Raw genomic sequence first — 12646 nt, forward strand, 5'->3', positions numbered from 1 at the left:
GGCCTTGTATTTTTATGTCTGAACCTTTTTTAAAAGAACTTTCTCCTCTCGAACAGGACATCAGCAAAGTTTTGGAGCCTATTTTGGCTTTGAATTCGTTGGAGCTGATTGCTATTAAGCTAACCGGTCTGAAAGGAAAGCCCAATCTACTTCTTTACGTCAACGAATCCTCTCTGGATGGCTTGGCGACCATTAGCCGCTTAATTTCTGACACACTGGACGTTGAGAACGCAAACCAGAATTGGTTCGCGGGTCCCTATCAACTCGAGCTATCCAGTCCCGGTCTGGATCGCCCTCTGACAAAAAAAAGCCATTTTAAAAGCGCGCTAGGCGAACAAGTTAAAATAAAAACCGATCGCCAAACCCTCAGAGGCAAGCTTTTGAGCGAAAATGAGCACGGAATTCAAATCGATTCTCATGTTGAGCCAATCGAGTGGAACTCGATTCGGGACGCTTGTATGATTTTCACTCTCTCGAAATCCCCCAAACGGAGATAATTCAATATGGAAACAAAACATCTCGATCTCAAATCGGTCATTGAGCAAGTAGGCAAAGAAAAAAATATCAATCCAGATATTCTGATTGGGGCGCTTGAGTCTGCGATGTTAAGTGCTGCAAGAAAAAATCTTGGGCCCCTCGCCGATCTCGAAGCCCGTTATAATGCTGACATCGGCGAAGTCGAAGTCTACGAATTCAAGAAAATCGTGAAAGACGTTCATAATCCAAGCCTTGAGATTGCTTTTGAAGCCGCGACAAGACTGGATCCGGAGTTAACGCAAGACGCGCTCGGAGAAGATTTGGGCATTAAGGTCGATTCGAGCGAATTTGGTCGAATTGCCGCTCAAAATGCAAAACAGATTATCGTTCAAAAAGTTCGTGAAGCCGAACGATCGCTCGTATACGACGAGTATAAAGGCCGAAAAGATGAGCTTGTCACTGGGATCGTACGTCGATTTGAACGTGGGAATATCATTGTCGATTTAGGCCGTTCGGAAGCGATTATCCCGACTCGAGAGCAAATTCTCAAAGAAAATATTCGTGCTGGGGATCGGATCGTCGCTTATGTGCTGGATGTACTAGAAGAAACCAAAGGTTCTCAGATTATTCTTTCCCGGGTTCATCCCAATCTGGTTGTCAAACTTTTTGAGCAAGAAGTGCCTGAAATTGCAGATGGCATTGTCATGATTGAATCGGCTTCTCGGGAACCTGGGTTTCGAACCAAAATCGCCGTGCGCTCCAAAGACAGCGATGTGGATCCCGTTGGCGCTTGCGTTGGCATGAAGGGTGCGCGAGTCCAAGCCGTCATTCAGGAGCTCAAAGGTGAGAAGATTGACATTGTTCCGTTTCACCAAGATGAAGCCCGTTTCGTTTGCAACGCACTCGCACCTGCTGAGATCAGTCGCGTTCTGGTCAACGAAGGCGAGCACACCATGCGAATCGTGGTACCCGATGATCAGCTTTCTTTGGCGATTGGACGACGAGGCCAAAACGTTCGACTAGCGGCTGAACTCACAGGTTGGAAAATTGATATTTTTTCAGAATCCAGTGCAGCGCGCGATCGCGAAGAAGCAGCTCTATCGCTTCTAGCCATTACGCCTCTGAATGAAATTCAGATTCAAACCCTTTACAATCATGGTTTCAAGCGGGCAGAAGACATTGCGAGAGCGGACATCGAATTATTGAAAAGCTTGCCAGGAATGGCCGAATCTAGCGTTATAGACGAATTGAAGCAGGGAGCCCAACGTCTCTTGGAGCAAGGCAAATTGTCTCCCAGTCGAATCAAAGCCGCGAAGCTGTTGAAACTCTGCGACTTGCCTGAGACCCCTCTATCGAAATTGGAACTCTCTGAAGAAAACATGCATGCGCTCAATGAAGCCTTTTACTGCGATCTCACCGATCTGGTTTTGGATACACCCAATCATGTGTCCACTGTCACCGGTTTTTCCATGGAACAATCCCGGCAGATGATTGAATCGGCGAAAAGCATCTTAGGGGTTTAGATTGTCAGAGCGTTCTTGTATTGGCTGTCGCAAAATAAAGTCAAAAGCCGATCTATTTCGCTTTGCACGAAGACCCGATGGGACCATTCTGCTAGATTCTTTTAAGCAATTTAAGGGGCGCGGGTGTTACACCTGCAACTTAGATGCCTGCCTTAAACAGGCGATTCATAAAAAAGGGTTCGGCAGGGCTTTTAAAAAGCCTGTTTTAGGTATAAGCAGGCCACTAGGAGTTGTTGAAAATGGCGAAAGTACGCATTCATGAACTTGCCAAACGGTTTGGCCTCTCAAATCAAGAGTTGTTGAACAAGTTAGCATCGAAAGGCATTGCCGTTAAATCGCATTCCAGTAACATCGAAGAAGAACAGGTTATACAAGCTTTGCAAACGACAAACGAAATTTCGGCTAAACCCAGAACCGTACTGCGCAGAAGAAAAGACGAGGTAGAAGAGCCTGTTTTCGATGTATCGCCTCCTGCCCCTTTTGTCTCTGAGCTTCCCATAAAGACGATAGAGCCGGTCCAGGTTGCAGACAGCTCGCAGCCGAAGCCTGAGATACCTCTAAAGCCCTCGGCGACTCCGCTGGTCTCACCTACGCAACCTTCTGCTTCCGCGGCAGCCATAACACCTCCTCTCGCTCAAAATGTCGTTCGAGTCATCGACCCCAACGCCATCCGCGCACGTCTCGCGAGTGAAAATCGAACTTTTAAGCCTCGTGTTCCTCCTCAAAGCCGCCCTCCTTTCTCACCTGTTCGAGAAATTCGAATCGGCGTTGGCCCTGGAACCCCCGCAGCACCGGGTCAAGCAGACAATCGTCTCGGTTCCAAAGGTGCTTTGAAGAAACGCAAAGAAGATTCATTTCAGACAAACCAAGATCGCAAAGAGCTGCGCTCGGGTGGATACGAACTGTGGACACAGCCTGGTAAGAAGAGAAGGAATGTCCGAAAAGTTGGGAAATCGACTCATATTACCCAAGCAGCGGCTCATAAACGCGTTATTGAGCTCACGGGCCCCATCTCAGTCAATGATTTAGCGCATCGAATGTCGATGAAAGCAGGACAAGTCGTCGCCAAATTAATGAGCATGGGGATGATGGTGACGATCAATCAGCCCATCGATCCTGATACCGTCTCCATTATTGCCAACGAGTTTGATTTTGAAGTTAAAAATATTGGATTCGTCGAAGATGATCTGCTCAAAGAAACGGAAGACACCCAAGAAAGCCTCGTGACTCGCCCACCGGTGGTGACCGTCATGGGACACGTTGATCACGGAAAAACCAGCATCCTAGATGCTCTTCGAAAAGCGAATGTGGCAGAAGGAGAGGCAGGCGGAATCACCCAGCACATCGGTGCCTATTCCGTTGAGACCGAACGCGGACCTGTCACTTTCTTGGATACTCCAGGCCACGAGGCTTTTACAGCGATGCGTGCACGAGGCGCTCAGGTAACCGATATTGTGATCCTGGTGGTTGCTGCCGACGACGGCATCATGCCTCAAACCATTGAAGCCATTGATCATGCGAAAGCAGCCAAGGTTCCGCTCGTGGTGGCCATCAACAAAATGGATTCTGCGGCAGCCAAACCCGAACGCATCTTGCAACAACTTTCTGAGCACGGAATTGTGCCCGAAGAATGGGGCGGTGAAACTCAGGTATTCCGCGTCTCAGCACTCAAGAAAACCGGTCTGAACGATTTGCTTGAAGGTCTGATCAATCAAGCCGAAATCATGGAATTGAAAGCGAATGCCAACAAGCAAGCTGTCGGTTGCGTCATTGAAGCCAGATTAGACAAAGGACGTGGACCTGTGGCCACCGTGTTGACTCAGGCTGGTACCCTGAAGCAAGGCGACTATATTGTAGCCGGCCAACACTCTGGACGTGTTCGCGCAATGTATGACTCCAACGGTCATCGCGTAGAGAAATCGACTCCTTCGATGGCAGTCCAGGTATTGGGTCTGAGTGGAATCCCAACCGCAGGGGATAAATTCAATGCGGTTGCCGATGATAAAGCGGCCAAGACCATCGCCGATCACCGCGCCATACAAATACGAGAGCAGGAATTGCTCAAATCATCGCGTGTCACGCTCGAAAGCTTCTTGCAAAGTTCGCCTTCGGAGAAAAGCGCAACCCTGCGTCTGATTGTCAAAGCGGATGCCTACGGCTCCGTGGAAGCTCTCAATGCTTCGCTGCGCGGACTTTCCACCAAGCTTGTCGCGGTTGAAGTGGTGCATTCAGGCGTTGGAACCATCACAGAAAACGATGTTAACTTAGCTTTGGCTTCCAAAACCATTATTATTGGTTTCAATACCAAACCAGACTCGAAAGCTCATACTCTGGCCACACAAGAGAAAGTCGACATTCGTTCTTACAGCATCATCTACAACATGCTGGATGAAGTCAAACTAGCGATGGCAGGCCTCCTGGCTCCTGTATTTGAAGAAATCTATTTGGGTCGAGCAGAAGTTCGTGCCATCTTCTCAGTCAATAAGCTCGGTAATATCGCCGGTTGTTATGTTCTGGATGGCAAGATGCTTCGAACCGGTCAGGTACGCGTTAAGCGTGGCAATAAGTTCTTGCATCAAGGCAAGATTGGCAGTTTCAAGCGATTTAAAGACGATGTTCGTGAAGTCGGCGTTGGGTATGAGTTCGGCCTCGGATTGGAAGGCTTCGACGATTTGGCGATAGGAGACAGCGTTGAGTGCTTTGAACTCAAGCAAGTTGCTGCCAAACTCGATGCTCCGTTAAAAGCCGAAACCACTCCATCGGGTGGAGGTGCTTAATGTCTATTCGAATGGAGCGAGTCGGAACAGAAATCCAAAAGGTTTTGTCGAGCCAGCTGCTCAAAACACCTGCTTTTTTGACCATTCTGGAAGTAAAAGTCAGCCCCGATCTAAGTTCAGCAGAAATCTATTTTTCGCTCTTTGGCTCTGAAGCTCAATGCCACGAAACCATCCTTTTTCTAGAAGACCGAAAAAAAGCGCTGCGCATGGAAGTGGGAAAGCAAGTGAAACTTCGCCTCACTCCTGAACTGATCTGGATCCGCGATTACTCGCCTGAGCGAGCAGACCGAATTCACCAACTGCTTAAATGACAAACCGGATTGTAGAGCTTGAAGGACTCATACGCCATCACAATCAGGCGTATTTTGTGCTGAATCAACCCGAAATTCAGGATAGCGCGTTTGATCAACTGGTCGAAGAGCTCAAAGCTCTTGCCCCCAACTCTGCCGCTTTATCCGAAATTGGCTCGGATTTAAAGGAAACAACGCTCAAGATTCAACATCAGCAGCCGATGCTTTCTTTAGACAAGTGCTACGATTTAGAAAATTTTACCAAATGGTTTGAAAAAATCAGAGGCTCCGTGCTAGCCATGCCCAAAATCGACGGCGTGGCTTGCTCCATTCACTACGATTCTACGGGCCAGCTTGTCTTAGCTGCAACTCGAGGAGACGGCGATTTTGGCGAAGAGATCACCGAGAATATTCGACGAATTCGGTCGATCCCCACTTCTATCCATACGAATCAAGCGATCGAGGTTCGAGGCGAGGTGTATCTCAGCTTGCCCCGTTTCCGAAGCGAATACCAAGATACTTTTTCGAACCCAAGAAATCTGGCAGCGGGTGCTCTCAAGCAAAAGAATCCCGATCGATCCGAACAATACGGTCTTGCTTTTTTTGCTTACGACCTTTTGGGGACTGACCTTTCTACGGAAGTCGAAAAATTTGATTTTTTGAACACGTTGGGTTTCGCTCCAATCCCTGTGCAATTGTGTGATACACCTGCTTATTGCGAACAACTTTTTGAAGACTACAAGCAAAAGCGTTCTGTTCTCGATTACGAGATTGACGGCGTTGTCTTTCGAGCCAATCAAGTCAGCGAACAGTTTCGTTTAGGCTCTACCGCTCACCATCCGAAATGGAGCATGGCTTACAAATTGCAAGGCGATAGCGCTTACACCGAGTTGCTTTCGATCGAATGGTCGATCGGACGAACAGGCGTCATAACGCCCGTGGCCATCATCGAACCTGTTCAAGTGTCCGGTGCCATGATTTCTCGGGCTTCTTTGCATAATTATACGCGTTTCAACGAACTCGGCCTGACTTTGGGTTCGGTGCTGGAGGTTGTTCGACGGGGCGGCGTGATCCCTCATGTGGAGAAAGTCGTTGAGTCGGTGGGCGATTTTTTAGCAGCTCCAGAGACTTGCCCTTCTTGTCATAAGACAGCCATTGTCGAGGGTGAATTTCTGTGTTGCCCAGAGCCTGAATCTTGCCTCGAAATTATTTTAAGCCGATTGGTTCACTTTTGTTCCGTCTTGGAGCTTGAAGGTTTCGGAAAAAAACTCATTCGAAATCTTGTCCTGGCCAAACTCATACGAGAACCCGCTGACCTTTACCGCTTGAAATTTGAAGATTTGATTTCACTCGATCGAATGGGCGAAACCCTTTCCAAGAAGCTATTGGCCCAAGTTGCTCAAAAACGCCGTCTCTCTCTTCCCGTTTTTTTGACGGCTTTGGGTTTTGATGAATTGGGGCCCGGTGTTGCAGAAGCCCTTGCAAGCCGATTCGAATCTTTAGAAGCAGTCCGCTCGGCCTCAATCGAGGATCTGGTGGCTATCTATGGTGTGGGCGAAGCCATTGCTCAGGCGATTCAAAAAGGCTTTCACGCATTCGACTCGGAAATCAGAGCTCTCCTCACTGAAGTGCAAATTGAACCCTATCGGGCTCGCACTTTGGATTCGGCGCATCCGCTATTTCAAAAAAGCGTTGTGTTTACCGGCACCTTGGAACTGGATCGAAAAGAAGCTCAAAAAAAAGTAAGAAGCTGGGGCGGTGAAACTCCCTCGGCCGTCTCGTCTAAAACCGACTATTTGGTCGTAGGCGAAGGGCCGATGAGCAGCAAGCAAAAACGTGCACTGAAATTGGGCATCACCGTTTTATCTGAATCGGAATTTTTTGAACTTTATCAATCACCACCCAATCTTTGAACTCGGGCTGAATCAAAAATAAAAATTTCCAAACTGGGTCTTTAGAGGGAAGATCCATCCTAAAACATCCGACTTTGCGCTTGCCCTGGGAGGATTTGAGCTCTATTGACAATTAGCCTCAAGGCGATAGGTTCTGCCACTCGAACTCGTGGGCTCGTAGCTCAATTGGTAGAGCAATGGACTCTTAATCCGGCGGTTGGGGGTTCAATTCCCTCCGGGCCCACCAAGTTTAAATCCTTCAAAATCACGATAGCATGGACAACCGATTGTGATCTTTTCTTGGCCTCTTCATCAGCCTCTGCCTCTGAAGCGACGCCCATTGGCGTCCCAAGATCCTTATATTTACTTAGCTGATATGGTGCAGGTCTCAAATGCGCAGGGTCAGACGGGTCTGGGCGAATGCGTTGCATCCAGAAAGCTCGCGGATGAAATCGCTGAGCTTCACCTCGCTTTGTTGGAGACTCGGCTGACGCTGGATTTAAAACGCGAACAGATGGAAATCGCTGCGATGCTGGAATCGCTGGATTTGGAAGCAGCGAAAACACTGGTGCGCCAGGGTTTTCAGACCCTCAAATTCAAAGTAGGCAAGAATCCAACCGAGGAAGCCCATGCTTTAAGATGTATTCGCCAATCGCTAGGAGACTCGATCGCCATTCGATTGGATGCCAACCGAGCTTGGAATTTAGAAACGGCTATCCAATTTGGAAAAAATATTCAGGATCTGAACATCGCTTACTTGGAAGAACCGGTCCAAAACTATCAAGATATTCCTACGTTCTACAGACAAACTCAGATTCCTGTCGCTTTGGATGAAACACTCATCGAGTGCATCGCACCGCCGGTTTTAGATGGAGTCTCGACCTACGCTCTCAAACCATTCTTGATGCCCAATCTGCTCAGCATCGCGCAATGCATCCAGCACGCTTACGACCAAAGCCTCGAAGTGGCGATTTGTTCCGCATTTGAGAGCCCCCACAGTTTAAACTGGCTGGTTGTTCTCTGTGGGCTTTTACCGAGACAACCTCTTCCTGCAGGTCTATCCACGTTGCGATGGTTTCAGGGTCACCTCGTTGAACCCGTTTCAAGCACGCGACAAGCGCTGGAAAGCCTCTGCCTCTTTCAAACTCTCCAAGGTGCCTAAATCAAAATAAGCCCCTTTTTGCTCAGCTCCCCAAATCGAAGCGCCCGATTTTAACAAAGGCACATAAAAACCGTCGATAATGCTAAAACATCCATCTTGTTTCAAAGTCTTCAAAGCATCTGGAGAAATTAAGTGGGTTCCGCAAAAGAGTCTTTCAAACAGTGGAGGACCTGCGTAAGGCACTTTGCCTGTGATTCCTCGAACCCATCCTTCGGCATCCGTCCCGATCTCGACAAAGCCGGGTCGATGATCGATCGTCTTGAGCAAAAGAGTTGCGGCTGGACGACGTGTTTCATGGGCTTGAACAAAGGCGTCCACATCAAACTCCAGAGCAATATCGCTGTTCATCAACAAGATGGGCCGATCGAATCCCAGAACTTGATCGCAGGCGTTTTTCAACCCTCCCCCGGTTCCCAAGATGTCAGGTTCATAGAGGTAATGAAGAGACATGCCACGGTAACGCTCTCCCAAAGCTGCTGGAATTTGTTCCGCCAAATAATGCGTATTAATCGCCACTTTTTGAACACCCGCTTGAGCTAAAGAATCCAATGAGTAGGTAATCAGAGGCCTCCCCGCCAGCTTCACAAGGGGCTTCGGGGTTTGAGAAGTCAGCGGCCTCAATCGAGTTCCCAAACCAGCGGCTAAAATCATTCCATGCACAGTTGAAACCTCACGCGCTTCCTAAGTATTTTAGCGATCGAGATCGGCCAACACAAAATCGATGCTTCCCAGTATCGCCATCAGATCCGAAAGAGTGCTTCCCTTGGCAAGCAAAGGCACCATTTGCATGTGTGCAAACGAAGGGGTTCGAATGCGAGCACGATAAGCATGCGTCCCTCCCGTGCTGACCAGATAATACGCATTGGTTCCTTTCGAGGCTTCAATGGCGTGAAAAGATTCCCCTGCCGGCATCACAGGACCCCAGCTTGTGTTGAGAAAATGATTGATCAAGGTTTCAATGTGAACCAAAGTTTTGTCTTTGGGAGGCGGAGTCGTCAGCGGGTGATCCGACTTATAGGGACCGGATGGCATATGATTCAGGCACTGCTCGATAATACGCATGCTTTGACGCATCTCCTCAATGCGAACCAAGGCACGATCGTAGCAATCTCCGTGAGAGGCAATCGGTACGTCGAAATCAAAATTCTCGTAACCAGAATAGGGTTTTGCTTTTCGTAAATCAAAGCCCAATCCGGTCGCCCGAAGACCGGCTCCTGTGACCCCCCAATCGATGGCCTCTTGCGTATTGTAAGCGCCAACACCGATGGTTCGCTTTTTCAAGATCAGATTCTTCATGACCAATCGGTCGTACTCACGAAGGCGTGCGGGAAAATAGTCCAAGAACCCTCGAACCGCTTTCTCCCAGCCCTCCGGCAAATCCTGAGCAACTCCGCCAATGCGAAACCAACTGGGGTGCATGCGCCCTCCTGTGATGCCCTCCACGATTTCAAGAATACGCTCACGGTCGGTAAATAGGTAGAACACAGGAGACATGGCACCAATGTCTTGCACAAAAGTCCCGTACCAAACCAAGTGACTCGCAATTCGAAACAATTCGCAAAGCATCACCCGGATCACTTGAGCCCGTTCGGGAATTTTCATGCCTGCCAACTGCTCCACCGACAGCAGATAGGCTAGATTATTCATCACGCCGCTCAAATAGTCTATGCGATCCGTATAGGGGATGTACGTATGCCAGGTCTGCCGCTCAGCCATTTTTTCGGCGCCTCGGTGATGGTAGCCAATGTCTGGAATCACTTCTTCTATCCGTTCACCGTCCATTTTGAGAATCAGCCTCAAGACTCCATGCGTACCAGGATGTTGAGGGCCCAAGTTGAGGTAAAGATAGTCTCCGCCTTCGTCCTTAGGCCGATATCGAAGCAAGCCTTGCTCGTAGTCTTGTTTTGCATCGGGCAGTTGATAGGGAGCCATTTCAGTTGCACGGGCTGGGTGCGATTTACGCAAGGGGTGCCCGACCCAAGATTCCGGCATCAAGATTCGGCGCAGATCCGGGTGCCCCGAAAAGCGTAGGCCAAACAAATCGAAGACTTCTCGCTCGTACCACTCGGCGTTCTTGAAGCGGCCACAGAGGGAGGGAATCTCGATGGCATCGCTTGCAACCGGCACTTTGACGCAATCAAACTGAGCCGTCTCCAGATTTAAAAAATGATACACCAAGGTATAATCGTGCGTGTGCTCTCGAGCGGTCTCATCGATCGCGGTGATGTCGTACAGCATTTGAAACCGATCGACGGTTTTCAAAAGATCTTCAAGATTGGAAACGATTGGGTTCATGGAGTCGGGTCGCTTTCATTCTTAGGGGGGTTTTGAGGTCTCGCATACTCAGAGGCTCGGGTTTGCTCACTTCTTGTGAGCCCGCCACCCAGGAAATGGGCCGGCGTTCTTGGCCGATGGAGTCCTTGAGCAAAAGCAACCCTTCTAGAAAAGCTTCTGGCCGCGGAGGACATCCAGACACGTACATATCAACCGGCAATATTTTGTCCACCCCTTGAACCACACTGTAGATGTCGTACATCCCCCCTGAATTCGCACAAGACCCCATGGAAATGACCCACTTGGGTTCCATCATCTGCTCATACAAGTGTCTCACCACAGGTGCCATTTTCACAAACACGGTTCCAGCGACGATCATCACGTCCGCTTCACGAGGTGTGGCGCGGATCACTTCCGATCCAAAACGCGCTAAATCATACTTACTGGTCAAACTGGTGGCCATTTCGACAAAACAGCAGCTTAAGCCAAAGTTGAAAGGCCACAGCGAATTTTTTCGACCCCAAGCGATCATATCTTGAAGCTGAGCGAACATAAAGTTTTCTGGATTCACGATTTTTCTCCCGGTTTCCTGTGCCGAGGCCCGATATCAAAGGCTCCGACTCGAAACAAGTACAGCAGCGCTAAGAGCAAAAGCCCCATAAAGACAGCCATTTGCATCAGTCCTTTGACACCCAACTCACGGATCGAGACACTCCAAGCGTAGATAAAGATAGATTCCACATCAAAAACCACGAAAAACAAAGCAACTTGGTAAAAATGCACGGGAAATCTTTGGCGCGCCGACCCTGTGCTCACAATGCCGGATTCATAGGGAACCTGAGCGGCTTTTTCTGAAGCTTGAGGCCCCAAGAAATAGCCCCCTAGCATGCTCCCAATCACAAGGGTAACACCGAAACAATAAATCCAAACCATGTGGTGAAACGCTAAAACTCTTATTCTGAAAAAACAAGGGAATTTGACTTCGGATTTTTTCGGACCTATAGTCGCCTACACTATGAAGTATATCATTTACCCTCTTAGTCTACTCTCTGTTTCTGTCCTTTTTTCTATCGATTTATTTTCAACCGAAATTATCTGTATTACGGGAGGCTCTGCTGCAGGCAAAACCACTTACGCCAAAAAACTCGTTGATTCCTCGAACGGAAGCGCCGCCTTATTGGAATTAGATCGCTATTACTTTGGCCTACCAGGCGCTACTCCCGAACAAAGAATCGCCCACAACTGGGATCATCCTGAAGTTCTCGATTGGAAACTGGTTCGAAAACACTTACACGACTTAAAAGAAGGCCAAGGGATTGAGGCACCGGTCTACGACTTTTCTCACTCCGTTCGCTTAGAAGAAACCCATCGGATTATGCCCCCAAAAACCATTGTCTTTGAAGGAATGCATGCTCTGTACGACCCGATCATTCGACAATTGTGCACTGAAAAAATATTTATCGATGTTCCAACGCCCCAAAGATTGAAGCGCCGCATCAAAAGAGACCAAGTTGAGCGAAATTTGAGCCCTCAAGAAAGCACCTCCATGTTTGGCAAGACAACCTTACCCATGCACAGGCAGTTCGTTGAACCGCTCAAAAATCTACCCGATGTGAAAATCATTGAAAACCCAAACTCTGCCGATACCTATCCAGAGCTTTAGTTCGACTCCCAGCGTAGAAATGAGACCCAGGTTCCACCGTACGTTTTCTCTCGGATGACTTCATAGCCGGAAGGGGTCTCAAATTCCCTTTGCGACCGACATCGAAACACAACCAAAGCATCTTCGCTCAGCAAACGACTTAGCTTCGGCCAATAGTCTGTGGGCAATTTTAGCCCGTAAGGAGGATCCACAAACACGATATCGTAGAGACCGCTGAGCCGCTCTTGCACCACCCAATCCATCGAATCTCCTAAAATCAACCGGCACTGAGGCTCGCACCTTAAATGCTCTAGGTTGCTTTGAATGCACCGATGCGTTTTAGAGCTTTTTTCCAGAAGCACGGCTTCTTTTGCACCACGCGACAACGACTCAAAAACGTACGCGCCACTGCCACTGAATAAATCGAGAATACGAGCCTGCGCGATGCGCGAACCAAGAGCCGAAAACACGGCTTCACGAACCCGATCGCTGGCCGGACGCACCAACTTCTGGTCTGCCTCTTCCGGAACTCGAAACCGCTTTCGTACCCATGCACCACCTGTAATACGGAGAAATCCTGCCATCTTGGACTCATAGCATGTCCAGAAG

At 48.8% G+C, this 12646-nt stretch carries 13 protein-coding genes and 1 tRNA gene; 9 read left to right on the plus strand and 5 right to left on the minus strand.

Going from position 1 to position 12646, the window contains the following annotated elements; all coding sequences use genetic code 11:
• Nucleotides 1-14 precede the first annotated feature (14 nt).
• From I8H75_03570 to I8H75_03605, 8 genes are all read left to right on the plus strand, one after another.
• Nucleotides 15-497, plus strand: coding sequence for a hypothetical protein (locus I8H75_03570; protein ID MBH2006407.1), 483 nt, complete (start codon nucleotides 15-17; stop codon nucleotides 495-497).
• A 6-nt stretch (nucleotides 498-503) separates the two neighbouring features.
• The gene (gene nusA / locus I8H75_03575; protein ID MBH2006408.1) at nucleotides 504-2000 is read left to right on the plus strand and encodes a transcription termination/antitermination protein NusA; all 1497 of its coding nucleotides are present in this window, start codon (nucleotides 504-506) and stop codon (nucleotides 1998-2000) included.
• A 1-nt stretch (nucleotide 2001) separates the two neighbouring features.
• The gene (locus tag I8H75_03580) at nucleotides 2002-2262 is read left to right on the plus strand and encodes a YlxR family protein (GenBank protein ID MBH2006409.1); all 261 of its coding nucleotides are present in this window, start codon (nucleotides 2002-2004) and stop codon (nucleotides 2260-2262) included.
• Nucleotides 2240-4777, plus strand: a complete 2538-nt coding sequence (gene infB / locus I8H75_03585; GenBank protein ID MBH2006410.1) for a translation initiation factor IF-2 — start codon at nucleotides 2240-2242, stop codon at nucleotides 4775-4777. Before I8H75_03580 ends, infB begins: the two co-directional genes overlap by 23 nt.
• Nucleotides 4777-5088 (plus strand): 30S ribosome-binding factor RbfA, encoded by a 312-nt coding sequence (gene rbfA, locus I8H75_03590; GenBank protein ID MBH2006411.1) that lies wholly within the window; start codon nucleotides 4777-4779, stop codon nucleotides 5086-5088. The genes infB and rbfA overlap by 1 nt, the downstream gene beginning before the upstream one ends.
• Nucleotides 5085-6980, plus strand: a complete 1896-nt coding sequence (ligA, locus tag I8H75_03595; GenBank protein MBH2006412.1) for an NAD-dependent DNA ligase LigA — start codon at nucleotides 5085-5087, stop codon at nucleotides 6978-6980. The genes rbfA and ligA overlap by 4 nt, the downstream gene beginning before the upstream one ends.
• Nucleotides 6981-7130: 150 nt before the next feature.
• A tRNA-Lys gene (locus I8H75_03600) sits at nucleotides 7131-7206 on the plus strand.
• Nucleotides 7207-7248: 42 nt separating this feature from the next.
• Nucleotides 7249-8121, plus strand: a complete 873-nt coding sequence (locus I8H75_03605; GenBank protein MBH2006413.1) for a hypothetical protein — start codon at nucleotides 7249-7251, stop codon at nucleotides 8119-8121.
• Here the strand turns inward: I8H75_03605 and I8H75_03610 are convergent.
• The 4 genes from I8H75_03610 to ndhC are packed head-to-tail and all read right to left on the minus strand — an operon-like array spanning nucleotide 8062 to nucleotide 11328.
• On the minus strand, nucleotides 8062-8781 hold the full coding sequence (locus I8H75_03610) for a nucleotidyltransferase family protein (GenBank protein MBH2006414.1): 720 nt from the start codon (nucleotides 8779-8781) through the stop codon (nucleotides 8062-8064). The two genes, I8H75_03605 and I8H75_03610, sit on opposite strands and share 60 nt — an antisense overlap.
• 30 nt (nucleotides 8782-8811) lie before the next feature.
• Nucleotides 8812-10416, minus strand: coding sequence for an NADH-quinone oxidoreductase subunit C/D (nuoC, locus tag I8H75_03615; protein ID MBH2006415.1), 1605 nt, complete (start codon nucleotides 10414-10416; stop codon nucleotides 8812-8814).
• Nucleotides 10391-10948 (minus strand): NADH-quinone oxidoreductase subunit B, encoded by a 558-nt coding sequence (locus I8H75_03620; GenBank protein ID MBH2006416.1) that lies wholly within the window; start codon nucleotides 10946-10948, stop codon nucleotides 10391-10393. The genes nuoC and I8H75_03620 overlap by 26 nt, the downstream gene beginning before the upstream one ends.
• Nucleotides 10949-10962: 14 nt before the next feature.
• Nucleotides 10963-11328: an NADH-quinone oxidoreductase subunit A gene (gene ndhC, locus I8H75_03625; GenBank protein ID MBH2006417.1), complete on the minus strand. Its 366-nt coding sequence runs from the start codon at nucleotides 11326-11328 to the stop codon at nucleotides 10963-10965.
• 82 nt (nucleotides 11329-11410) lie between these two features.
• Here ndhC and I8H75_03630 point away from each other — a divergent pair, with 82 nt between their 5' ends.
• Complete coding sequence (locus I8H75_03630; protein ID MBH2006418.1) at nucleotides 11411-12058, plus strand: uridine-cytidine kinase; 648 nt, start codon at nucleotides 11411-11413, stop codon at nucleotides 12056-12058.
• Here I8H75_03630 and rsmD read toward each other — a convergent pair.
• Entirely contained in the window at nucleotides 12055-12621 is a 567-nt protein-coding gene (gene rsmD, locus I8H75_03635; protein ID MBH2006419.1) for a 16S rRNA (guanine(966)-N(2))-methyltransferase RsmD, read from the minus strand. The genes I8H75_03630 and rsmD overlap by 4 nt on opposite strands.
• Nucleotides 12622-12646: the final 25 nt, after the last annotated feature.

It is taken from the genome of Myxococcaceae bacterium (assembly GCA_016000045.1).
GTDB lineage: Bacteria > Myxococcota > UBA727 > UBA727 > JABDBI01 > AER2-1.